Source organism: Brucella sp. RRSP16 (assembly GCF_052246815.1).
GTDB lineage: Bacteria > Pseudomonadota > Alphaproteobacteria > Rhizobiales > Rhizobiaceae > Brucella > Brucella intermedia.
Genome location: NZ_JBQQAM010000010.1, coordinates 98,721 through 121,463, shown reverse-complemented (window position 1 = coordinate 121,463; position 22,743 = coordinate 98,721). Strand labels below are relative to the sequence as shown.

The following is a 22,743-nucleotide window of genomic DNA, read 5'->3' as shown; positions in this document are numbered from 1 at the left end:
ATGAACATCGCGACCAAAATTCCATCCGAGGGGGAAGCAAAGCAGGCAGCAACACCCAATGCCGCCGCCGGACCTCAAAGGACCGAAGCCATGAAAGGACGCGTTGACGCCATCGAGGAAGGCCGCCTCTATGGCTGGGCCTTCGATCCTTCGGTCCCGACCGAACGGCTTCTGATCCGTGTTCTGCTGGATGACAAGCCTATCGCTGAAGCTCCGGCCGACAAGGATCGCCCCGACCTGAAGCGCAATGGTATCGGCGATGGCAAGCACGCCTTTGAAGTGATGCTGCCGCAATTCGCCGCTGCACGGGCTGGCGAACTCGTCGTCGTTGCCGCCAACGCCGCAGGCGGCGAGCAGAAACTGCGCGTGCCGAAGCCCGACGAACAGGCTGCCGAAGCGCTTATCGCAGCACCCATGACGCGCATTCTGGACAAGCTCGACATGCTGATGGCGGCGCAACGCCAGTTGCAGGTCAACCAGCGTTCGTTGCAGCGCGTCGCGCCGACCCTCGACGCATCCGGCAATGCAGCTCCCGCGGAATTGCTGGACATTGCCAGCTCCGTCGATGGCCTGCGCACCGATCTTCATCAGCGCATGACCGAGCTTGATGTGCATATCATGCGCATGGACGGTGTTGTCGCCGGATTGGAACAGCGCATGGAAGACGTGCGCAAGCGCAGCAGCGGCGACATCAAGCTTCTGTTCATGCTGATGTTCGTGCTGGCTGGTTTCGTCGCCGGTGCCCTTCTGACCCTTGCAGTCATGCCCTGAGGGGACGTCCATGGCGCAAGACGAAAGACCTGTCGCACAGCAGCCGGCTGCAAGACCTTCCCGGTCTCCGGATCGTCCTCCCATGATGATGGAGGGCGAAATGGTCGTGGGCAGCGTGATCGAAGACACGCTGGTGCTGGTGCTTGGCATCGGCAGCGCCGCAAACGATCAGGTCACGGCCTTTCTCAATGGCGATCCTGCCATGAGCGTGAAAACAAGCCTGATCACATGGCCGCTGAAGGAACCTTCCCCTGCGGGAACCCATGGTTTCGTCGCCATCGTGCCAACGGCTGCTCTGCGCCGTGGCGTCCTGAAGACCATCATGTTCCAGCATCGGGCGAAGGTCGCTCGCTACAATTTCGCGTCGCGTTCTGCTTCTATCGCGGATTTTGTCGCCATGATTGGCGATCTGGCCGGACCGAGCCTGCCGGGCGTCATCGATGAACTGGTGGAAGGGCTGATCTCCGGCCCTATCAGCCGGAAGAAACTTTCGGCGATCACCGTTCTGTTGCAGGCCGGAGCCCGCTCCGACGGCTGTATCGAACTCATCGGCGGGAGCGACGAAGGCGAGATTTTCGTTCAGGGCTGGGCACAGGACCTTACGCCTGCCGTCACCCGGCTGCTGATCAGCGGCAAAAATCCATCCCTCGCGGAGTGCGCGATCAGCGTCTTTGCACGGCCCGACCTGAATGATGAAGCATCCGGATTTGCAGGGCTTCTGCTTGCCAATGAGCCGGTCGAGCCGACCGATATCGAACGGCTTCTGTTTCGCGGGCGGCGGGGCTGGCGTTTTACCGAAGTCTATGACCGCAGGCTCTTGTCCGGCTCGCGTGAGACGCCGGGCCACATACGGGCGATCCTGCCACGGGTACGCAGCTCGACCGACATTCTGCTGCGCATGCGGTCTGCCGCCAACCGCTTCGATGGCGCCGACACGGTATCCGGCCTACCCTTTCCCGTCCGGATGGGAATAGACAATGTCTTCCGTGTGGAAGGAAGTGGCATGCTTGTTTCCGGCTGGCTGCTCGATCCCGACAGCCATGTGGAAAGCGTGAAACTGCGCCGCCATCGCGGTGAAATCCAGATCGACACAAGCTGGACCCGTATAGACAGGCCTGACGTAACCCGCGAATTCGACAATCAGCCGCCGTTCAATGCCGGGCTCGACCCCAGCCGTCATGCCCATGGTTTCGTCGCCTTCGCCCCGGAACTTGCCGGTGACAGCACCTCCCCGTTCTACCTTGAACTTGCCATCAGCGATGGTCGGCGTGCCTTTTTTCCGTTGACGCCCACCCGCGTCACGTCCCGCGAGGCCATCGTCCGGCAAATCCGGGCAACCGATCCGAACGCTTGGGCTCTGCGCCATATCGTGGACCAGCAACTCGTTCCATTGCTGCGCGGAGTCAGCCGCCCTGCGCCTGAAGTCTTCGGCGTTGTCGATCTCGGCCCCTTCGAAGATGCGATGGGACCTGCGATCATCATCGGCATCGATGAACGCGTCGAGGAGATCGAAGCCTTGCTTGCACTGCTCGCGCTCGATCCGGAAACCCGGATCGCCCCGATCGTGATCGCGGCGGCAAGCGAGATCATCGACCGCATCGGCGTACAGATCAGACGCCTTGCGGATTTCTACCGCCTGCGCATCCGGCTCGTTTCAGCGACCGGTTCCGAGGACCTCTACGATGCGCTGGAAGTCGGCGCCCGCACGGTTACAACGGATCAGGTCATATTCCTGGCCGGATCGCTGCTGCCGCGCCGCGCCGGATGGCTGAACAAGCTCGTCAGCGCCTATGAAGCGCACAAGGACTGCGTCCTGTCACCCACCCTTGCCTATGAGGATGATTCAATCCGTTGGGCTGGAACCTGGGTTGCGGGTCCCCCCTCCGGCATGTCGGCGGATCGGGCCCTGATCAGCCGCTATGCGGGTTATCCCATCGACGCCGTATCGGGAATGTCGTTGACGGAAGTCGCAACGGCGACGTTCGAGTGCTGCATCCTTCCCCGCGAAGCGCTGTTTTCGGTCGGCGGCTTCACGCGCGGCTATCTCGGCACCCACGAAAAGGGACTGGATCTCGGATTGAAACTGAAACAATCAGGCTTGCGCTCCTATTGGTTGCCTTCGGCCCAGATGCTTGGAGCGGACGACACATCCGTTACCGACAGGGCATCGACCATCGCACTCATCGAGCGCATTGACCGGCAGGTCTTCGATGCGCGTTGGTCCTCCATTCTCGCTGGCAGGCGCAAGGCTCAGGCGGAGGAACTTGCATGAGCGATAAACTCCGGGTTCTCGTCATCTCGCACGCCCACCCTTCGATCTCTCTTGGGGGCGGTGAAATCGCTTCCTACAATCTGCACAAGGGGTTGAACAGCATTCCCGACGTGCAATCTGTCTATCTGGCGCGTGCGGCCCATCCGATCCCGCGACATGGCACGACAGCACTCATGAGCATGCGGCGCGCCAGCGATGAAATCCTGTTTCATGCCGACGAATACGACCATTTTTATCTGTCGAACAAGAACACCGATGAAATCCGCCGCGACCTGCTGCGCTTCGTCCGAGACTACGACCCTGACATCGTGCATTTCCACCATGTCCTGGGCCTCGGGCTGGAGACCCTCTACGCCATCCGCGAAGCGTTGCCGGACCGGATCATTCTCGTGACTTTTCACGAGTTTCTGTCCATCTGCAACAATGACGGCCAGATGGTCAAAGCCGGCACATCGAAGCTGTGCAGCGAGGCGTCCCCCATCGATTGCCACGCCTGTTTTCCGCAGATACCGCCGGCGCGCTTTCTCAAGCGGGAGCGCTTTGTGCGCGGCATGCTGGAACTTGCCGACGCCTTCGTTTCACCGAGCGAATTCCTCGCCAATCGCTATCTCGAATGGGGCCTCAATCCGGACAAGATGGAAGTCATCGAAAACGGCATAGCCATCCGCGATGTCACCCTTCCACGTGAGCTGACCGGGCCGAACCCGCGCCGCAACCGCTTTGCCTTTTTCGGTCAGATCAATCCTTTCAAGGGCATAGACGTGCTGGTCGATGCGGTATCCCGTGTCCCGGAACAGGTCTGGGGTGAGGATTCCCGGCTGATGATCTTCGGAGGCAATCTGGAGAAGCAGCCACCCGCCTTTCAGGAGCGCATGCATAAACTGATCGAGGAGGCTGGTCCGCGCGTGCGCTTCTATGGCGCTTACCAGAATGCCGAAATGCCGCGCCTCATGCAGTCTGTGGACTGGGTGGTCATGCCTTCGATCTGGTGGGAAAACTCACCTATCGTCATTCAGGAGGCCTTGCATCATCGACGCCCCGTCATTTGCTCGAACATCGGCGGCATGGCGGAGAAGATTCGCGACGGCGAAGACGGCCTGCATTTCCGGGTGCGCAGCGCCGAGGATCTGGCCGACCGCTTTACGGAAGTGCTGAGCGAACCGGGCGTGTGGGACAGATTGCATCAATCCATCCGCAATCCGGTCCATTATATCGACTGCGCGAAGGAGCACCTCGATCTCTATAACCGGTTGCGGGAGTCAAAACCGCGCAGACAGAAACCGGCAGTTACGCAAACTGCTCTTTCACAGGCAAGCTGAGCCTGGCTTGACCTTATTGAAACAGAAGGAAAACCGTATGGCACGCGCCCTCGTCATGATCCCTGCGGGAGAAGTGTACGATCACGACAATGTCCGCTGGTATCGTCATACCGACGTTCAGGGCAGCATCAATCATTATCACAACATCGGCGACGCCTTCGTCTTCGAGTCATCGTTGAAGCTCATGGATTACGAGAAGGCTTCCGAGCTCCCGATCACCAATTTTTCCCCGGAAAAGATCGATCAGCTGCGCGAAGAATATGATTATGTGATCCTGCGTGGCTCGAACTACATCAACAAGGATATGAACTGGCGCGACACGATCCCGGTATTGCAGCGGCTGAAACTGCCGGTCATCGCATTCGGCGTTGGAGCGCAAGCGCCGGTCAGAGGGGAAATACAGCTTTCCGAAGAGACGAAGGCGGTCCTGCGCATTATCGCGGATTCCACAACGTCCATCGGTGTGCGCGGTGCTTATACGGCCCAAGTGCTCAACGACATTGGCATCCGCAATGTGCGGGTCATCGGTTGCCCGACCGCGTTTCGCCGCAACAACCAGCATCTGCGCATCAAACTGCCGCCGCTGGAAAACGTTGCGCAAGTCGGCGTTACGGTTCGCCGCGAGGTGTCCCCTGCCTATGCGCAGGATATCGAGCAATATCTGACCCGGCACCGCGGCCTCATCAAATCCATGGCCCAACGCTTCGATGTAACCTTGATGGCGCAGGGCGAGATCGATGAAAAGAAGATGGTCTTCGGAACAGCGGAGCAGAAGGAAGAGGCCATTGCGGCCCTCAAGGCGCATCGCTGGACAGCAGACTGGTATTTCGACGAAACGATAGAAAACCTCTATCGCCATCGCATGTTCTACTCGGATGTCGTTGCAGATTACGAGGAACTCGTGCGCAAGCAGCAACTCGTCCTTGGTTATCGTCTGCACGGCAACCTGATGGCGCTGGCCAACGGCGTTCCGTCTATCTACTTTACCTATGACAGCCGCACGGCAGAATTTGCAGAGACCTTCAAGATACCGAGCTACGACGTCTTCAGCGACAAGCCCTTCCGGCTGGAAGACTACTGGGACCAGTCTCTTTTCGACAAATATAACCGGGCCTGGTTCGAGACCTATGCCGAAATGAAGCATTTCCTCGATGAAAACGGCGTCGACAACAAGATGACCGAAACCGGGCTTCCCATCGCGGAATTGAAGGTGGCGTGAGTTCAGCTCTTCGGCAGTTGGGCAGGACCGTTGCCCTTCTGCTCTTCTGCCAGAAGCGACCATGCGGCGATGAACATCGCGGCAATCAGCGGGCCGACCACGAAACCATTGATCCCGATCAGTGAAATTCCTCCCACCGTGGAGATCAGAACGACGTAATCAGGCATGCGGGTGCCTTTTCCGACGAGCGGCGGTCGCAGGAGATTATCGACCAGTCCGATCACGAATACGCCGACGAAGACCAGAACAGCGCCGCTGATCCACTCCCCGCTTGCAAAGAACCAGGCCGCCGCCGGTATCCAGACAAGGGCGGCGCCGACGGCCGGCAGCATGGAGAGGAACGTCATCATGACGCCCCAGAGCAAGGCTGCTTCCACGCCGAGAAGCCAGAAAGTCACCCCGCCTATCGTTCCCTGAATGATGGCGATGATGATATTTCCCTTCACGGTCGCCCGGATGACGGCGGTGAATTTTTCCAGAAACTGCCGGGTGTAATCGTCGTTGAGCGGAATGGCCTGCCTGATCTTCCGCCCCAGCTCCGCACCGTCGCGAAACAGGAAGAACAGCAGATAAAGCATGATGCCGAAACCGATGAAGAATTGCAGTGTATTCTGGCCGAAGCTCACCAGCCTTCCGGCGAAAAGCTGGCTGCCCTGCATGATGGCGGAGGAAATGCGCGAGCGCCATTCCGCGAAGTCCCCCAATTCAAACCGGGTCAGCCACTCCTCCAGCGAATCCGGCAAAGCACCCAGGATGCGGGAAATATAACTGTTCAGGTCAAACTCGCGGCTGCTCAGGCGTTGATAGAGGGAGTTACCCTCCTGAACCAGCGAACCGAAAATCGCCAGCATCGGAATGATGACCAGACAGATGCACATCAACACGGAAAGCAGGGCCGCAATGTTCTTCCTGCCCCCGAGCAAACGTTCCAGACGCTGTTGCACCGGCGAGAACACCACGGCGAGAATAACAGCCCACAAGACTGCCGAATAATAGGGCAGCAGCAACCACGCAAAGGCGATGGTGACCAGTGCCAGAAGAATATAGAAGCTCGCGCGCTGGACCGACATGAACACCTGCTGCAGATTTCCGGGTCGGCAAACCCTGCCCGGAAAACCGTTCCAATTCAATAGGGAAGCACGGGCCGGCCGATCATGCCGCTCTCAGAGGCACCAGCTTTTCATTGGGACGCGAACGCGCAAGCGTGCTCAGAAGATCGCTTTGCGATACGAGCCCGATGATGCGGCGCATTTCATCAATGACCACGACGGCATGCGCCAGACCATCGGTGAGGCTCGGTACGAGGCTCATCACCGGATCAGACTGTGACGCGGTGGGAGCCTCCACGATGTAGTTTCTGAAGTCATCGCCCGGATGCATCAACTCGCGCAAACCGATCACGCCTTTCAGGCGCCCATCCGATGTGCGCACGGGCAGCGTCAGCAGATTGTGCCGCAGGATCAGCTCGCGCGCCTGGCTGGCGGTTGCACCTTCGTCGATACTGACGACATCCCGCGACATGATATCGGCGCATGTCAGGTCCCCGCGCGAGCGAGTGGACACTTCAAGCTCCACCTGCCGCAGCAGACGTCCAAGATCGTTGCGATCAATATCGAAGCTTTCGTCCAACGCCAACAAGGCGCGGTCGATGTCGTCCTCGCGGATGCCCATGCGGACCGAAGGCGGCAGGTCTTCCGTGCTGTGCTTATTGACCGGCGCGGCGGCAGCCACATGCGGATATTTCCGGCGCGACAGTTTGTGAAACAAAATCCCCAGCCCGACAAGAAGGCAGGAATTCAGCGCAACCGGCACCAGCGGGAACAGCAAGCCCCATTTGGCGACCGCCGATCCACCCAGAACCGCGGTCAACGCGGCTGCGCCGCCGGGCGGATGAAGGCTGCGGGTGACGGACATGGCAGCGATGGCCAGAGCCACGCCAAGGCCGATTGCCAGCGCCGGATCATCGACAAACTGCGTGACGGCCAAACCGACGAAAGCCGAAATCGTGTTGCCGCCGATGATCGACCAGGGCTGGGCTAGCGGGCTGGTCGGAACGGCAAAGAGCAGAACTGCCGACGCACCGATCGGTGCTACGATCAAAGGAAGATGCGGCCCGTTTCCCAGCAATATGCTCGATATGAAGCCGGTCAGCGCAATACCGATCAGGGCGCCGAGGCAGGCAATGGATCGTTCCCGCAGCGTTGCTCCGGCAAGAACCGGCTTGAACAGCCGGAAAGCGCGCGACTGGTTTGGTTCGGTATCTCTTTGGGTCATTCCGTCAATCAGGCCGATGATAGGGAGGCTTCAGCAAAAAACCGTTGAAGCTGAAGGCTATTCTCTTGGGGGTGAGACAATATCCTGCCCTTGCCGGATTCGAACAAGAAAGCAAATCCGTATCAGCTTGCAGGAACGGAAAAATCCTTCTCCGTTCATCAACTTAACGAGAACAATGGTCTCAATGCCATTTCAAGTCCGAGAACCATGAGACCTATCAGAAACCAACGGCGAAAGCTTTCCGGCCGGATTTTGCGGCGAAAGAACTGCCCGAGGAACATCCCGGCCAGTGCAGGAACAATGGCCAGAACGGAGATTAACAGGAGATCACCCGAATAGGCCTGCCTGCTGGAAAGCCCAACGCCCAGTGCGACAGTCGAAACAGTGAAGGAAAGCCCCAGCGACTGCACAAGATCGTCTTTTCTAAGCCCCAGAGAACTCAGATAGGGCACTGCCGGAATGACAAATATTCCCGTTGCCCCTGCAATCAACCCCGTCAGGAGGCCGATGACAGGGGATAGCAAACGCTCGAGCTTTTCCGGCACCTGTAGCTGGCGGGCCAATAACGTATAGGCTGCATAGACGACGAGCGAAAAACCCAGCATCGATGTGGTGATTGCAATATTTCCGCCGACCAGAACCGCGGTTCCTGTGATGGTCCCCACCACAATTGCCAGCATCATGCTCCATAGGCGAAGCATGAGCGCACCGAAACTCGGCCCTGCCACAAGCTGCCACAGATTGGTGACGAAGGAGGGAATAATCAGCAGGCTCGCGGCTGCGAGCGGAGATATGAGCGCGCCCAATATGCCCATCGCGACGGTTGGCAGTCCCATTCCGGTCACGCCTTTGACGAAGCCGGCGCAGAGAAACGTAATCGCAATCGTGAAGATCAAGGAGAAGGAATAAGTCATGTCCCTGCTATAGCGACATGGCCAGCGGGCGGAATGCGGAAGTTCCTCATCCAGCCTTCGGCTTTCCCATAGGCAGGATTCACGCTAATATCGCGCATGCGCTTTGATCTTACCGACCTTCGCCTCTTCCTTGCCGTAGCCGATACCGGCAGCATCACCCATGGCGCGGCGGAAGTAGGCCTCTCGCTTCCAGCGGCAAGCGAGCGTCTGCGCGATATGGAAGCCGCTGGACAGGTTATGCTTCTGGAGCGCGGGCGGCGGGGCGTAACCTTGACTGAAGCGGGCGAAGCCCTTGTCCATCATGCCAGAACAGTGATGCGGCAGATGGCGGATATGCATAGCGAATTGGGTTTGCATGCCAAAGCCATGCGTACGGCAATCCGTGTTGCGGCCAATACGGCGGCGATTACGGAGTATCTTCCGGCAAAACTCGCCGTCTGGATGGCGGAAAATCCGCGCATCGATGTGGAGCTGAAGGAACGGCAGAGCACCGATATTGCCCGGGCCGTCCTGCGCGGGTTTGTCGAGATCGGGATATTATCGGACGCGGCAGACACAACCGGTCTGGAAAGGGTTCTGTTTGCTAAAGATCAACTGGTGCTGATCACGGCCAAGCACCATCGTCTCGCGAGCTCTAAGCAGGTGAGCTTTCCGGATATCCTGCAGGAGCAATTCGTCGGCCTTTCAGCCGGTGCCTTGCAGGAGCACATCGAGAGCCAGGCGAGCCGTCTGGGCGGCAGGCTCAAAATCAGGACGAGGCTCCGCACGTTTGAAGGGGTCGGCCATATGGTGGCTTCCGGTGCCGGGATTGCAATCATTCCGCAGACAGCCGCCCAACGTCTCAGAAAGACGCTGCCAATCGCGACTGTTGCGATCTCCGATGCCTGGGCCAGAAGAAATCTTGTAATCGCCGTGCGGTCCCGTGAGGAACTGACCGCCGCCGCCAGATCCCTCGTCGACCATCTGGCCGAAGAGCGAGCTACCCAGACTTTGGTAGTATAAGCGCTTTCGTTGAAGCTCAGGCATTGGCAAGCCGCCGGGTTGCATCTACATTCTGTTTGAAGCGCGCCGGAAATCATTGCCGATTCAAGAGCAAGTCCGGTGCGGAAGCGATTTACTGCAGTGACCTGATAATATCGCATCTGATTGCCCGAAGCGCCCAAAGAGGCGCGGGGAACTGAATTCAGAATACGGGCTTGCCCGCCGCAACATAGTCTGGGAGGACGCTATGATGAAGACTATCGCCGCTCTGGCGACGACACTTGCCATTTCCGCTGCAACTTTCACCGCACAGGCACAAAACTATCCTGAACGGACGATTACCATGGTCGTGCCTTTTGCGGCAGGCGGGCCTACCGACACCGTGACGCGTCTTGTCGCGGAATCCATGTCCAAGGACCTTGGCCAGCAGGTCATTGTCGAAAATGTGGGCGGCGCGGGCGGAACACTTGGCGCCGGGCGCGTCGCAACCGCGGACCCGGATGGCTATACGCTCCTGCTTCACCATATCGGCATGGCCACAAGCGCCACTCTCTATCGCAAGCTTGCCTATGACACATTGAACGGCTTCGAATATGTCGGGCTGGTTACGGAAGTTCCGATGACCATTGTTGCGCGCAAGGACCTTGAGCCGACCGATCTGAAGGGGCTGGTCGAATATGCCAAGGCCAACAAGGATACCGTAACGGTCGCCAATGCGGGCATCGGGGCTGCCTCGCATCTGTGCGGGATGCTGTTCATGAGCGCTATTGAAACTCCGCTCGTCACGGTTCCATACAAGGGAACCGGCCCCGCCATGACCGATCTGCTCGGCGGACAGGTCGATATCATGTGTGACCAGACCACAAACACGACCAAGCAGATTCAGGCAGGCACGATCAAGGCCTATGCCGTCACCTCGCCCGAACGTCTGGACGTGCTGAAAGACCTTCCCACGACCAAGGAAGCGGGCCTTGACGGCATGGAAGTGGGCATCTGGCACGGCATTTACGCTCCCAAGGGAACTCCGGCGGCAATCACCGAGCGGCTGTCGAAATCGCTCCAACTGGCCCTGAAAGACCCGAATGTGGTTGCCCGCTTCGCCGAACTCGGCACAAAGCCGTCATCGGAATCCGATGCGACGCCTGCCGCGCTGAAGGCAAAGCTGGAATCCGAAGTCGCACGCTGGAAGCCGATCATCGAGGCTGCCGGACAATACGCGGACTGACGTCGCGGCCCTCAATCAAGGTGCGCAATCTGGCGCGCCTTGATTGTCATATTCCCGCGGCCGCATCGCAACCGCAGCCTCGGGATAGCTGATCCCATTCACATGCCGAGCCACGGCATAGCCCTTTCAACGGCAAATCCGAAAGATGATTAGCCCATGAATGAGCCCTCAAGGAAATTTTCTATCGATCCGACAAACGGATTATGCGGTGCCCTTCTCACACTGACCGGCGCCTTTTTCGCCTATCAGGCGCTGGGTCTGGACTTGGGCACATCGCTGCGCATGGGACCGGGATATTTCCCGCTTGTTCTCTCAGGCGTACTGGTCCTGCTTGGACTGGTCATACTTATCCAGGCGACGCGCGTCTCCGGTGAGCCAATGGGTCCGATCGCATGGCGCGGCCTTTTCTTCATTCTGCCTGCACCCATATTCTTCGGCCTCACGGTGCGCGGCCTCGGTTTCATACCGTCATTGTTCCTCACCTGCCTCATTGCCTCTTTCGCCTCGATGCGCATGAAGCCGCTCGCAGCACTGGTTCTTGCGGCTGCAATCACTGTCTTCTCCGTCATCGTGTTCAGCTACGCCCTCGCGCTGCCGTACCAGCGTTTCGGGCCGTGGTGGCCGTTCTAGGAGGTCGGACATGGAACTTTTCAGCAATCTTGCGCTTGGTTTCTCCACCGCATCGACGCTTGCAAATCTCGGCTTCTGCCTGATCGGCGTATTGCTCGGCACCTTGATCGGCGTATTGCCCGGCATCGGGGCGACAGCGACAATTGCCATGCTTCTCCCGGTCACATTCCAGATCGGCGATCCGGTTTCGGCACTGATCATGCTCGCCGGTATTTATTACGGCGCCCAATATGGCGGTTCCACCACCGCTATCCTCATCAACATGCCGGGTGAATCTTCATCAGCCGTCACCGCCATCGATGGCTATCAGATGGCGCGGCGCGGACGGGCTGGCGCCGCACTTGCCATCGCGGCAATCGGTTCATTCTTTGCGGGCACTGTCTCGACATTTCTGGTAGCGGTGTTCGCTCCGCCACTGACTGAAATCGCGCTTAAGTTCGGCTCAGCTGAATATTTCTCGCTTATGGTCGTGGGTCTGGTATCGTCCGTGGCGCTCGCGCACGGCTCCATTGTCAAGGCATTGGCGATGGTCGTCCTGGGCCTCCTGCTCGGTCTTGTCGGCACCGACATCTACACCGGAGCGCCGCGTTTCACGCTCGGCATCACGGAATATGCAGACGGGCTTAATTTCGTTGCCGTTGCCGTAGGCGTGTTCGGCATTGCCGAAATCCTGCGCAATCTCGAAAGCGAACATACGCGCGAAGTGCTGATGGCAAAGGTCACAGGACTGATGCCGACACGCGACGATTTCAAACGCATGACGGCACCGATCCTGCGCGGAACCGTCATCGGCTCGGCACTTGGCATTCTGCCCGGAGGCGGTGCCATTCTCGCATCCTTTGCTTCCTATACGGTCGAGAAACGCATTTCCAGCACGCCCGAAGAATTCGGAAAGGGTGCGATCGCAGGCGTTGCAGGACCGGAATCCGCCAACAATGCCGGGGCACAGACATCTTTCATTCCCATGTTGACGCTGGGCATTCCTGCCAATCCGGTGATGGCACTTATGATAGGCGCCATGATTATCCAGGGCATTGTGCCGGGGCCGAATGTCGCGACGGAACAGCCTGCCCTGTTCTGGGGCGTGATTGCGTCCATGTGGATCGGCAACCTTATGCTCATCGTCCTGAATTTGCCGCTAATCGGTCTCTGGGTGAAGCTTCTGACCGTGCCTTATTATGTGCTCTTCCCGATTATCATGACGTTCTGTTCAATCGGGGTTTACAGTGTGAATTCGAATGTCTACGACCTCTATGCTGTCGCATTCTTCGGATTCATCGGCTACTTGCTGGCCAAGCTGCGCTGCGAACCGGCTCCCCTGCTGCTCGGTTTCGTTCTCGGTCCATTGCTGGAGGAACATCTGCGGCGCGCCATGATCCTGTCTCGCGGAGACCCGGCAACTTTCTTCACCCGACCGATCAGCGCCATTCTGCTTGCCATAGCGGCAGCAGTTCTCGTGGTCGTGCTGCTTCCATCGGTACGCAAGAAGCGCGACGAAGTATTCGTGGAGGAAGGTTAGAGCATTTCCAGCAAAAGTGTGAAACGGTTTTGCGTTGGATAATGCGATAAAACAAATAGTTAGGCGGTTCCGGCGCGTCTGTTAGAACAGGAACCGCTCAAGCCCGGTTAGAGCATTTCCTGTTCCGGCAAAAATTGTTGTTTCAGGCGCATCAGATCATGATGCGCCTGAATTCATCCGCGCCGCGCGCCCGAGGATACGATGTCGAGATAGACAGCCAGCACAAGAATGCTGCCCTTGATGATCTGCTGCCAGAACGTATCGACGCCGAGCATGGACATGCCGTTGTCGAGGCTCGACATGATGAGCGCGCCGACCAGTGCGCCGAGCACGGAGCCGACACCGCCGCGCATGGACGTGCCGCCGATGAAGCAGGAAGCGATGGCGTCGAGTTCGCCGCCCATGCCCGCCGATGGCGTACCCGCGGCAAGGCGCGAGGTCGTCGTCAGGCCGGCCACCGCCGCCATCAGCCCCATCAGCGCGAAGACGGCCATCTTGACGAAATTGACATTCACACCGGAAAAGCGGGTTGCTTCGGTATTGGACCCGACCGCGTAAATATGACGGCCGAACACGGTCTGCTTGGCGATGACGGTGAAAACGCCAAGGATTACCAGCAGGATCAGCACAGGCACGGGCACGCCCTGATAGCTGTTGAGGATCAGGATGAAGCCGAGGATCAGGACGCCGATACCAAGAAGCCTCGCGACTTCCATGCCGGACGAAAGCAACTGGAGATTATGCTTGCGTTTGCTGGCACGCGTGCGCAGCGTCATCAAGATAAGCACGCCAAACAGCGCAATGGCGCAGAGATTGCCAAGCCAGCCCGGCAGATAGCCTTGCCCGATATATTTGAATTCCGGCGAGATCGGCGCGATGGTGACGCCGCCCATGATGCCCAGCACGATGCCGCGAAAGACCAGCTGCCCGCCAAGCGTGACGATGAAAGAGGGTATGCCGAGATAGGCAGTCAGCCAGCCATTGAACGCGCCGAGCGCCACACCGAGCACCAATACCGTACTGATCGTCGCCCATAACGGCCATCCAAGGAGCACATCGAGGACGGCGGCAATGCCGCCAAGGAGTCCCAAAAGCGCCCCGACCGAAAGATCGATTTCACCGGCAACGATGACGAAAACCATCGCGGATGCGAGCATTCCGGTGATCGCCATCTGGCGCAGAAGGTTGGAGAAATTGCGTGCGGTCAGGAACTGCGATCGCCCCATTTCGGGATCATAGGTGAGGATCGCGAAAAATGCCCATATGAGCGCAACCACGATCAACAGAGCGACAATCTTGTGTTCCGCCAGAAACTTTCGAAGGCTTTTGCCCGTCATCGTCATATCATGCACCGGTCATATTTTGAGCATTTCCAGCAAAGACGAAACAGGTTCTTGCGTTCGGAAATGCGTGAAAACAAAGAGTTGATCGCGGATCAGGCCGCATTGCTTGTCGGCTTGCCGATTGCAGCGGCAAGCACCTTCTCCTGGGTCAGATTTTCATTGGGGAAATCACCGCGCAACCTGCCCTCGCCGATCACGAGCACACGGTCGCTGATGCCGAGCACTTCCGGCATTTCGGATGACACCATCAGCACCGCGACGCCCTGTTTCGCAAGGGCGAAGATCAGTTTGTAGATTTCATATTTCGCGCCAACATCGACGCCCCGCGTCGGCTCGTCCAGAATGAGAACCTTGGGGTCCGGCAGCATCATCTTTGACAGCACTGCCTTCTGCTGGTTGCCGCCCGACAGGGAGGCTATTTCCAGCATTGGGTCGGCAGTCTTTACCTTGAGACGCAGAATTTCACGCTGGATCGTGGCCAGTTCCGCTTCCTTGTCGAGCAGTCCGCGCAGGGAAAACCGATCCAGCACCGAAATCGTCATATTATAGCCCACCGGCATGATGGGCAGGATGCCGTCCTTCTTGCGGTCTTCCGGCACCATGCAGATGCCTTGTCGAACCGCATCGCGTGGGGTACGGATCTTGAGTTCCCGGCCCTCCAGGAACACCTGCCCGTCATGAGCGCCTGGCCAGACGCCGAACAGGCTGGACACCAGTTCCGTCCGCCCCGCGCCAACCAGACCGGCAATGCCGAGAATTTCCCCGCGCCGGAGGGCGAACGAAACATTATCGACCACCTTGCGGTCGGGGTTCGTCACATCCCAGCAATTGATATTGCGCGCTTCAAAAATGACCTCGCCAATATCATGCGGCTCGCGCGGGAACAGATTTTTCATTTCGCGCCCCACCATCATGGTGATGATGGCTGGCGTGGTGAGTTCCGCCATCGGCTTCGTGCCGATATGCGTCCCGTCGCGGATGACCGTCACCGTATCGGAAATTTCTGCCACTTCGTCCAGCTTGTGGGAGATATAGACGCAGGCCATGCCTTGCGCCTTGAAGTCCTTGATGAGATCGAGAAGGACGCGCGTTTCGGAGGCCGTCAGCGCCGATGTCGGCTCGTCGAGAATGAGCAGCTTCGCGTTCTTGTTGATCGCCTTGGCGATCTCGATCAATTGCTGCTTGCCGCCCGGATAGTGGTAGACCGGAAGCGCGACATTGATGTCGTGAATATTGAGCCGCGCCAGAAGTTCCGTCGCGCGCGCATTCATCTGGTCGTAATCGATAAAGCCTCCGCTTGTCGGCTCCGATCCCAGAAAGATGTTTTCCGCAACCGACAGATGCGGCACCATCATGAGTTCCTGATGGATGATGACGATGCCCGCCGCCTCCGTGTCGCGGATGCCCGTTGCCCTCAATTCCTGGCCTTCCCAGAAAATTTCCCCGCTCCAGGTGCCATGGGGATAAACGCCGGAAAGCACTTTCATCAGCGTGGACTTGCCCGCGCCGTTCTCGCCGCAAAGGCCGACACACTCGCCCGCGCGCACTTTCAGGTAAATTCCGTCCAGCGCTTTCACGCCGTTGAAGTCCTTACCGATATTGCGCATCTCTAGAAGATATTCGGACATCGCATATGACCTTGCAGTAACGCAGAGAATGAACCGCCGGTTCGAGACATTCCGGCGGAACTCCTCCCAGACAACGCTGTCACAGACAGCATCGACAAGTCGGCGAGGCCAGAAGCTGGATCATGATTTCCAGACTTCCGGCCCCACTGTTTCACATCGGGCTGGTTCACCGGAGCAACTCCGGTGACACCCGCCGGAAAGGCTTACTTCCCGTAGATCTGCTCCTTGGTATAGAAGCCGTCCTGAACGTAGATGTCGATATTGTCCTTGGTCACGGCGGTCGGCGTCAGCAGAAGCGTGTCGACCTGCTTGCCGCCATTGTCGAGCTTGGAATTGAATTCAGGCGTTTCGCCCTTGACCATCTGGACTGTCAGCTTGGCGGCTTCCGAAGCAATGAGCTTCAGCGGCTTGTAGACCGTTACGGTCTGCGTGCCGTCGATCAGGCGTTTGACGGCAGCAAGGTCGCTGTCCTGCCCGGAAACGGCGGTCTTTCCGGCCAGTCCCTGCGCAGCAAGTGCCTGGATGGCGCCACCGGCGGTGCCGTCGTTCGAAGCGACGACCGCATCGATCTTGTTCTGCGCAGCCGTCAGCGCGTTTTCCATGATGGAGAGCGCTTCCGTAGGGCTCCATTCCTTGACCCACTGCGAGCCAATGACCTTCACCTTGCCGGAATCGATGGCTTCCTTGAGGGCCTTTTCCTGACCGGCGCGGAGAAGCTTGGCGTTGTTATCCGTCGGCGAGCCGCCGAGGAGATAATAATTGCCTTCCGGCTTGGCTTTCAGGACCGCTTCCGCCTGCATGAAACCGACGCGTTCATTGTCGAACGAAATATAGGCATCGATATCGGCATTGAGGATCAGGCGATCATAGGAAAGAACCTTGATGCCGGAAGCCTTGGCGTCGGCCACGACGGCGTCGAAAACCTTGGAGTTCATCGGCACGATGACGATGGCGTCAACGCCCTGCGCAATCAGGTTTTCAACCTGCTTGACCTGCTTTTCCTCATTGCCGTCAGCCGACTGCACATTGACCTTGGCGCCCAGCTTTTCGGCAGCTTCGATGAAATAGTCGCGGTCGCGCGCCCAGCGCTCGACACGCAGGTCGTCGATGGAAAAGCCGATAACCGGATTTTCCGGCGAAGCATAGACCGGCGTGGACGCCATAGCGCCGATGCCCAAAGCCGCAGCAACCAGCGCGCCGGTCAGAAAATTACGACGTTTCATGCAAATCTCCTCCAAACAACACCGGCTTGCTGCCGGCTGATACCAATCCGCGCCCCCGAACGTATTCCGCCCCCGGAGTTCGGCACGACAAAACAGCCCACTTTGGAGCTGCTTATTTCTTGAATGGCTGATCCTCCCGAAGGCGCCCCGCGCCAAGATCACTCCATCGGACAGCATTGCAAAAGCGACACTGCCCCATCCTCGGACACCATTGATACGTGAAGAAAAATGAATAGCAAGCATTTTTTGATTTACGTACCTCATTTTTGATCTTATGGTCCGCGTCGAGGAGCGAGGATGAAACCTACAGTCCATGATATAGCCAGAACAGCGGGCGTCAGCCTCGCCACGGTAGACCGTGTGCTGAACGAACGTCCAGGTGTGAGAGCGAAGACGCGCGACCGGGTCATGGCTGCGATGAACACGCTTGGCTATGTGCGCGATGTGGGTGCTGCCAACCTTGCTCGCGGACGGCTTTATCAGTTCGATTTTATTTTGCCGGACAATGAAAACACCTTCATGCTGAGCCTGCGCGCGGAACTGCAATCCGCGACCGAACGGGCACTGGCCGAGCGTGTGCTGATCAATCTCGTCCTTGTCCCCGCCTTCGATGAAGCGGCGCTCGTGGCGGCGCTGGATGATTGCGCCACACGCAAGCCTGACGGTGTAGCATTCGTCGCGGTCGATACTGACCCCGTGCGTGCAGCCTGCGACCGATTGGGGGAGCAAGGCGTCCACGCCGTCACGCTGGTATCCGATCTCGGGCATTCCACGCGGACGCATTATGTCGGCGTCGACAACGGTGCGGCGGGACGCACGGCGGCACGGCTTCTGGGGCTTTTCGCCAACGGGACTGAAGGGGCGCTTGCAGTCGTCGCCGGTTCGTTGAAGGTCCGCGACCATCAGGAACGTTTCGAAGGTTTTACCGCTGCCATGAAAGCGGACTTTCCGGGCCGCGAGATATTGCCTGTTCTGGAAGGCTTCGATGAGGGCTCGCGCGTGGAGAAACTCGTAGCCGAGTTGCTTGACGAGCGCAGCGATATCGCCGGAATTTACAGCCTCGGAGCAGGCAATAGCGGTCTGGTGAAGGCGCTGGCAAGGCACAACTCCAATCGGCCGCTCGTCATCGCCCATGAACGCGATAGCGTGACGTCCAAGGCGCTGACGGATGGCATCATCCACGCCGTCCTGGCGCAGGATGCGGGCCATGAGATCCGCAGCGCCATCAGGGTTTTGAAGGCGTCTGCCGATCGTCTGGCTATCGTGCCCGGACAGGAGCACATCCGTATTGAAATTTTCCTCAAAGACAACCTGCCGCATCTCGACTGAAGCGCAGGCGACAAGGCCTTTCCAACAGGAGCAAATATGTATCTCGGGATCGATCTAGGAACATCCGGTGTCAAGGCGCTGTTGATCGATGACGCACAGACCGTCATCGGGTCGGCCCATGGCGAACTGGATGTTTCGCGACCCCATCCGGGGTGGAGCGAACAGGACCCCGCACATTGGATCGACGCCTGCCGGATAGCGATTGACGGCCTGCGCACGGCGCACCCGAAGGAGTTTTCGGCGATTGCCGGTATCGGTCTTTCCGGTCAGATGCATGGCGCTACCCTGCTGGACGAACGGGACCAGGTATTGCGTCCCTGCATCCTCTGGAACGATACGCGCAGCTATCGCGAAGCAGCCGCACTCGACGCCGACCCGGCTTTTCGCGCCATCACCGGCAATATTGTCTTTCCGGGATTTACCGCGCCCAAACTCGTCTGGGTTGCCAATAACGAACCCGATATTTTCGCACGTACCCGCAAGGTACTGCTGCCGAAGGATTACCTTCGCCTCTGGCTGACCGGCGAGTATGTCTCCGACATGTCGGATTCGGCGGGCACAAGCTGGCTCGACACCGGTGCACGCCGTTGGTCACGCGAACTTCTGGACAAGACCGGCCTCGATGAAAGCCGGATGCCGCGTCTTGCCGAAGGCACGGACGCAACCGGACGGCTGCGGGCGGAACTGGCCGCCGAATGGGGCATTGCCGGACTACCGGTGGTGGCGGGCGGTGCAGGCGATAATGCGGCATCGGCCTGCGGCATGGGTACGGTCAAACCCGGTCACGCCTTCGTTTCGCTCGGCACATCAGGCGTGCTGTTTGCTGCAAACGGCGCCTATCAGCCGAAGCCAGAAAGTGCGGTTCATGCCTTCTGCCATGCCCTGCCCGACACGTGGCACCAGATGGGTGTCATCCTGTCCGCAGCAAGCGCGCTCGACTGGTATGCGCGGCTTGTCGGAAAGACGGCGCATGAGCTTGATAGGGAACTCGGGGACAGGCTCAATGCGCCGGGCAGCACGACCTTCCTGCCCTATCTGTCGGGCGAACGCACCCCGTATAACGATGCGAAGATACGCGGCGTGTTTTCAGGTCTGGAACATGAATCCGATCAGCGCGCCCTGACGCAAGCCGTGCTGGAGGGCGTTGCCTTCGCGATCCGCGACAATCTCGCCGCGCTCCAGTCTGCCGGTACCGAGATCAGTTCCCTTACCGCGGTCGGCGGGGGCTCCCGCTCCACCTATTGGCTGAAGGCGATCGCAACCGCGTTGAATGTGCCGATCGCCTTGCCGGAAGAAGGCGATTTCGGCGCAGCCTTTGGCGCTGCCCGGCTGGGTCTCATCGCCGCTACCGGCGTAGACCCGCTGGCTGTCTGCACGCCGCCGCGCACCGAGCGAACCATAGAGCCGGAAGCCGCCCTCACCCCGGCCTATGAGGAAGCCTATCAGCGCTATCGCGCACTTTATCCGGCACTTCACGCCCTCGCCGGTCAGTGACGCTGCCTCAACCAATCAGACATGACGACATTCGAACGGGAGGACACAATGAGCACCGGATTTTTCGGCGACATTCAGAAGATCAAGTATGAGGGGCCGGACAGCGACAACCCGCTGGCATTCCGTCACTATGATCCGAATGAGATCGTGCTGGGCAAGCGTATGGAAGATCATCTGCGCTTCGCGGTCGCCTACTGGCATAGCTTTGCCTGGGAGGGTGGCGATCCATTCGGTGGTCGCACCTTCGACCGCCCGTGGTATTCCAACGAACTGGATGCGGCAAAGCTCAAGGCCGACGTGGCTTTCGAATTCTTCTCCCTGCTTGGCGCGCCCTATTACTGCTTCCACGATGCAGATGTGCGGCCCGAAGGACGCAACTTTGCGGAAAACACGCGATATCTCAACGAGATTGTCGATATCTTCGAGAAGAAGCAGGCCGAAACCGGCGTAAAGCTTCTCTGGGGCACCGCCAACCTGTTCTCCAACCGCCGCTATATGAGCGGGGCCGCAACCAACCCTGACCCGGACGTCTTCGCCTTCGCCGCGGCGACGGTGAAAAGCTGCATCGATGCCACCAAGCGACTCGGCGGCGAGAACTATGTGCTGTGGGGCGGTCGCGAAGGTTATGAAACGCTACTCAACACCGATCTCGGACGCGAACTCGACCAGATGGGGCGGTTCCTCAATCTGGTGGTCGAGTACAAGCACAAGATCGGCTTCAAGGGCACGATCCTGATCGAACCGAAGCCGCAGGAGCCGACCAAGCATCAATATGATTACGACGTCGCGACGGTCTATGGCTTCCTGAAGCGCTATGGCCTCGAAAACGAGGTGAAGCTCAATATCGAACAGGGCCACGCCATTCTGGCCGGTCACTCCTTCGAGCATGAACTGGCACTTGCCCGCACACTCGGCATTTTCGGCTCCATCGACATGAACCGAAATGACTACCAGTCCGGCTGGGACACGGACCAGTTCCCGAACAATGTGCCGGAGATGGCGCTCGCCTATTATCAGGTCCTGCTTGCAGGCGGCTTCACGACCGGCGGCACGAATTTCGACGCCAAGCTGCGCCGCCAGTCGCTCGATCCGCAGGATCTGCTGATCGGTCATATCGGGGGCATGGATTGCTGTGCACGCGGGCTGAAGGCAGCCGCCGGAATGCTTGAGGACGGCGCGTTGTCCAGGCCGCTCGATGACCGTTATGCGGGCTGGAACGGCGAGTTCGGCAAGAAACTTCTGACCGGCCTCTCGCTGGACCAGATCACGGCGGAAGTCGAAGCGAAGGACATCAATCCGCAGCCGAAATCCGGCCGTCAGGAATATCTCGAAAACGTCGTCAATCGGTATGTCTGAACCGGCAAGGCGGTGAAAACAAAAAAGGGCGCCACTGGCGCCCTTTCTTTATTCCCCTATCAATTTCTAAAGCTTGACCCAGCCACCGTTTTTCTGAGACGAACGCACACAGGCATCGATGAAGGCAACGCCCTTCAAGCCGTCATCGACGGTCGGATAGATCACGGCGCTATCCGGCTTCTTGCCATTGCGATGGGCTTCGATGGCATTGGCCGCTTCCGAATAAATGGTGGCGAAAGCCTCCAGATAGCCTTCCGGATGGCCGCCCGGCACACGGGTCACGCGGGTCGCAGCATCGCCAACGCCTGCACCGCCCCGCGTGATAAGCCGCTTCTGTTCCCCAAAAGGCGTGAACCAGAGATAGTTCGGGTCTTCCTGCGCCCATTCAATGCCGCCCTTTGTGCCATAGACACGCAAGCGCAGTGCATTTTCATTGCCCGGCGCAACCTGGCTGCACCAGAGCATGCCCTTGGCCCCGCCTGCGAAACGCAGCATCACATGGGCATTGTCGTCGAGGCGACGCCCCTCGACAAAACTGTCGAGATCAGCGGCAAGACTATCGAGCGTGAGGCCGGTCACGAAGGAGGCAAGATTGAAGGCGTGCGTGCCGATATCGCCCGTTGCGCCGCCAAGCCCGGATTGCGCCGGATCGGTACGCCAGACAGCACCCTTGGCTCCGGTTGCCTCAACCGCTTCGGTGAGCCAGTCCTGCGCATATTCCACCTGTACGACGCGAAGATCGCCAAGTTCGCCATTGGCGATCATCTCGCGCGCCTGCCGCACCATCGGATAACCGGTATAATTATGCGTCAGGACGAACAGGGCGCCGCTTTCATCGGCGACCTTCTTCAGCTTCTTCGCATCGGCAAGTGTCGAGGTCAGCGGTTTGTCGCAGATGACATGGATGCCGCGTCGCAAAAACTCCTTGGCAGCGTCGTAGTGAACGTGGTTCGGCGTCACGATAGAAACGGCTTCGATGCCGTTTTTCAGGCGCGCCTCGCGAATAGCCATGTCCTTGTAGCTGGAATAGATGCGGTCTTCGGCCAGCCCCAGTTCATGGCCGGAGGCCTGCGCCTTTTCCGCTGATGACGACAAGGCGCCTGCCACCAGTTCAAACCGGTTGTCGAGCCGCGCCGCCATGCGGTGAACGCCGCCGATAAACGCGCCCGCGCCGCCGCCCACCATGCCGAGGCGAATACGGGGAACGGCGGTTTCCTTGGTTTTAGCTTCGATGGTCATTGCGTCC

The 22,743-nt window shown here is 58.9% G+C and carries 18 protein-coding genes; 11 read left to right on the top strand and 7 right to left on the bottom strand.

Translation table 11 applies throughout. The features are described 5' to 3' along the window. From ACS5UA_RS16655 to ACS5UA_RS16640, 4 genes are read left to right on the top strand one after another with little or no spacing between them, the layout of a single operon-like run. Nucleotides 1-771, top strand: coding sequence for a hypothetical protein (locus ACS5UA_RS16655; protein WP_273771011.1), 771 nt, complete (start codon nucleotides 1-3; stop codon nucleotides 769-771). 10 nt (nucleotides 772-781) lie between these two features. Further along, a complete protein-coding gene (locus ACS5UA_RS16650; RefSeq protein WP_443101525.1) occupies nucleotides 782-3,043 on the top strand; it encodes a glycosyltransferase family 2 protein in 2,262 nt (753 codons plus the stop codon). Further along, nucleotides 3,040-4,362, top strand: a complete 1,323-nt coding sequence (locus ACS5UA_RS16645) for a glycosyltransferase family 4 protein (protein ID WP_273771013.1) — start codon at nucleotides 3,040-3,042, stop codon at nucleotides 4,360-4,362. Before ACS5UA_RS16650 ends, ACS5UA_RS16645 begins: the two co-directional genes overlap by 4 nt. Nucleotides 4,363-4,399: 37 nt before the next feature. Then, nucleotides 4,400-5,581 carry a polysaccharide pyruvyl transferase family protein gene (locus ACS5UA_RS16640; protein WP_273771014.1) on the top strand — a complete coding sequence of 394 codons (1,182 nt, stop codon included), beginning with the start codon at nucleotides 4,400-4,402 and terminating at the stop codon, nucleotides 5,579-5,581. Between the two features lie 2 nt (nucleotides 5,582-5,583). Here ACS5UA_RS16640 and ACS5UA_RS16635 read toward each other — a convergent pair whose 3' ends face one another. The 3 genes from ACS5UA_RS16635 to ACS5UA_RS16625 all read right to left on the bottom strand — a co-directional run bounded on the left by ACS5UA_RS16635 (nucleotide 5,584) and on the right by ACS5UA_RS16625 (nucleotide 8,769). Further along, entirely contained in the window at nucleotides 5,584-6,651 is a 1,068-nt protein-coding gene (locus ACS5UA_RS16635) for an AI-2E family transporter (protein WP_025092035.1), read from the bottom strand. 82 nt (nucleotides 6,652-6,733) lie between these two features. Beyond that, nucleotides 6,734-7,855: an HPP family protein gene (locus ACS5UA_RS16630; RefSeq protein WP_273771015.1), complete on the bottom strand. Its 1,122-nt coding sequence runs from the start codon at nucleotides 7,853-7,855 to the stop codon at nucleotides 6,734-6,736. 158 nt (nucleotides 7,856-8,013) lie between these two features. Next, a complete protein-coding gene (locus tag ACS5UA_RS16625; protein ID WP_273771016.1) occupies nucleotides 8,014-8,769 on the bottom strand; it encodes a sulfite exporter TauE/SafE family protein in 756 nt (251 codons plus the stop codon). A 96-nt stretch (nucleotides 8,770-8,865) separates the two neighbouring features. On the opposite strand from ACS5UA_RS16625, the gene ACS5UA_RS16620 reads away from it, so the two are divergent. The 4 genes from ACS5UA_RS16620 to ACS5UA_RS16605 all read left to right on the top strand — a co-directional run bounded on the left by ACS5UA_RS16620 (nucleotide 8,866) and on the right by ACS5UA_RS16605 (nucleotide 13,124). Further along, complete coding sequence (locus ACS5UA_RS16620) at nucleotides 8,866-9,771, top strand: LysR family transcriptional regulator (protein ID WP_273771017.1); 906 nt, start codon at nucleotides 8,866-8,868, stop codon at nucleotides 9,769-9,771. A 226-nt stretch (nucleotides 9,772-9,997) separates the two neighbouring features. Next, nucleotides 9,998-10,975 carry a tripartite tricarboxylate transporter substrate-binding protein gene (locus ACS5UA_RS16615; RefSeq protein ID WP_006468679.1) on the top strand — a complete coding sequence of 326 codons (978 nt, stop codon included), beginning with the start codon at nucleotides 9,998-10,000 and terminating at the stop codon, nucleotides 10,973-10,975. 156 nt (nucleotides 10,976-11,131) lie between these two features. Then, nucleotides 11,132-11,605 carry a tripartite tricarboxylate transporter TctB family protein gene (locus ACS5UA_RS16610; protein ID WP_006468678.1) on the top strand — a complete coding sequence of 158 codons (474 nt, stop codon included), beginning with the start codon at nucleotides 11,132-11,134 and terminating at the stop codon, nucleotides 11,603-11,605. A gap of 10 nt (nucleotides 11,606-11,615) precedes the next feature. Further along, nucleotides 11,616-13,124 carry a tripartite tricarboxylate transporter permease gene (locus ACS5UA_RS16605; RefSeq protein WP_006468677.1) on the top strand — a complete coding sequence of 503 codons (1,509 nt, stop codon included), beginning with the start codon at nucleotides 11,616-11,618 and terminating at the stop codon, nucleotides 13,122-13,124. A gap of 173 nt (nucleotides 13,125-13,297) precedes the next feature. Here ACS5UA_RS16605 and ACS5UA_RS16600 read toward each other — a convergent pair whose 3' ends face one another. From ACS5UA_RS16600 to xylF, 3 genes are all read right to left on the bottom strand, one after another. Then, on the bottom strand, nucleotides 13,298-14,467 hold the full coding sequence (locus ACS5UA_RS16600; RefSeq protein WP_273771018.1) for a sugar ABC transporter permease: 1,170 nt from the start codon (nucleotides 14,465-14,467) through the stop codon (nucleotides 13,298-13,300). Nucleotides 14,468-14,559: 92 nt separating this feature from the next. Continuing rightward, nucleotides 14,560-16,095, bottom strand: a complete 1,536-nt coding sequence (locus ACS5UA_RS16595) for a xylose ABC transporter ATP-binding protein (RefSeq protein WP_273771019.1) — start codon at nucleotides 16,093-16,095, stop codon at nucleotides 14,560-14,562. 203 nt (nucleotides 16,096-16,298) lie between these two features. Continuing rightward, nucleotides 16,299-17,318 carry a D-xylose ABC transporter substrate-binding protein gene (xylF, locus tag ACS5UA_RS16590; RefSeq protein WP_021585501.1) on the bottom strand — a complete coding sequence of 340 codons (1,020 nt, stop codon included), beginning with the start codon at nucleotides 17,316-17,318 and terminating at the stop codon, nucleotides 16,299-16,301. 297 nt (nucleotides 17,319-17,615) lie between these two features. On the opposite strand from xylF, the gene ACS5UA_RS16585 reads away from it, so the two are divergent. The 3 genes from ACS5UA_RS16585 to xylA are packed head-to-tail and all read left to right on the top strand — an operon-like array spanning nucleotide 17,616 to nucleotide 21,497. Next, nucleotides 17,616-18,647, top strand: coding sequence for a LacI family DNA-binding transcriptional regulator (locus ACS5UA_RS16585; RefSeq protein ID WP_151660780.1), 1,032 nt, complete (start codon nucleotides 17,616-17,618; stop codon nucleotides 18,645-18,647). A 36-nt stretch (nucleotides 18,648-18,683) separates the two neighbouring features. Next, on the top strand, nucleotides 18,684-20,141 hold the full coding sequence (gene xylB / locus ACS5UA_RS16580) for a xylulokinase (RefSeq protein WP_273771021.1): 1,458 nt from the start codon (nucleotides 18,684-18,686) through the stop codon (nucleotides 20,139-20,141). 48 nt (nucleotides 20,142-20,189) lie between these two features. Next, on the top strand, nucleotides 20,190-21,497 hold the full coding sequence (gene xylA / locus ACS5UA_RS16575; protein WP_266029462.1) for a xylose isomerase: 1,308 nt from the start codon (nucleotides 20,190-20,192) through the stop codon (nucleotides 21,495-21,497). Between the two features lie 66 nt (nucleotides 21,498-21,563). On the opposite strand, the gene ACS5UA_RS16570 is transcribed toward xylA, so the two are convergent. Then, nucleotides 21,564-22,736: a Gfo/Idh/MocA family protein gene (locus ACS5UA_RS16570; protein ID WP_266029461.1), complete on the bottom strand. Its 1,173-nt coding sequence runs from the start codon at nucleotides 22,734-22,736 to the stop codon at nucleotides 21,564-21,566. Nucleotides 22,737-22,743: the final 7 nt, after the last annotated feature.

Excerpts from the sequence above, each read along its gene's own strand:
- ACS5UA_RS16655 (WP_273771011.1), top strand. The coding sequence starts at position 1 with ATGAACATCGCGACCAAAATTCCATCCGAGGGGGAAGCAAAGCAGGCA.
- ACS5UA_RS16650 (WP_443101525.1), top strand. The coding sequence starts at position 782 with ATGGCGCAAGACGAAAGACCTGTCGCACAGCAGCCGGCTGCAAGACCT.
- ACS5UA_RS16645 (WP_273771013.1), top strand. The coding sequence starts at position 3,040 with ATGAGCGATAAACTCCGGGTTCTCGTCATCTCGCACGCCCACCCTTCG.
- ACS5UA_RS16640 (WP_273771014.1), top strand. The coding sequence starts at position 4,400 with ATGGCACGCGCCCTCGTCATGATCCCTGCGGGAGAAGTGTACGATCAC.
- ACS5UA_RS16635 (WP_025092035.1), bottom strand. The coding sequence starts at position 6,651 with ATGTCGGTCCAGCGCGCGAGCTTCTATATTCTTCTGGCACTGGTCACC.
- ACS5UA_RS16630 (WP_273771015.1), bottom strand. The coding sequence starts at position 7,855 with ATGACCCAAAGAGATACCGAACCAAACCAGTCGCGCGCTTTCCGGCTG.
- ACS5UA_RS16625 (WP_273771016.1), bottom strand. The coding sequence starts at position 8,769 with ATGACTTATTCCTTCTCCTTGATCTTCACGATTGCGATTACGTTTCTC.
- ACS5UA_RS16620 (WP_273771017.1), top strand. The coding sequence starts at position 8,866 with ATGCGCTTTGATCTTACCGACCTTCGCCTCTTCCTTGCCGTAGCCGAT.
- ACS5UA_RS16615 (WP_006468679.1), top strand. The coding sequence starts at position 9,998 with ATGATGAAGACTATCGCCGCTCTGGCGACGACACTTGCCATTTCCGCT.
- ACS5UA_RS16610 (WP_006468678.1), top strand. The coding sequence starts at position 11,132 with ATGAATGAGCCCTCAAGGAAATTTTCTATCGATCCGACAAACGGATTA.
- ACS5UA_RS16605 (WP_006468677.1), top strand. The coding sequence starts at position 11,616 with ATGGAACTTTTCAGCAATCTTGCGCTTGGTTTCTCCACCGCATCGACG.
- ACS5UA_RS16600 (WP_273771018.1), bottom strand. The coding sequence starts at position 14,467 with ATGACGATGACGGGCAAAAGCCTTCGAAAGTTTCTGGCGGAACACAAG.
- ACS5UA_RS16595 (WP_273771019.1), bottom strand. The coding sequence starts at position 16,095 with ATGTCCGAATATCTTCTAGAGATGCGCAATATCGGTAAGGACTTCAAC.
- xylF (WP_021585501.1), bottom strand. The coding sequence starts at position 17,318 with ATGAAACGTCGTAATTTTCTGACCGGCGCGCTGGTTGCTGCGGCTTTG.
- ACS5UA_RS16585 (WP_151660780.1), top strand. The coding sequence starts at position 17,616 with ATGAAACCTACAGTCCATGATATAGCCAGAACAGCGGGCGTCAGCCTC.
- xylB (WP_273771021.1), top strand. The coding sequence starts at position 18,684 with ATGTATCTCGGGATCGATCTAGGAACATCCGGTGTCAAGGCGCTGTTG.
- xylA (WP_266029462.1), top strand. The coding sequence starts at position 20,190 with ATGAGCACCGGATTTTTCGGCGACATTCAGAAGATCAAGTATGAGGGG.
- ACS5UA_RS16570 (WP_266029461.1), bottom strand. The coding sequence starts at position 22,736 with ATGACCATCGAAGCTAAAACCAAGGAAACCGCCGTTCCCCGTATTCGC.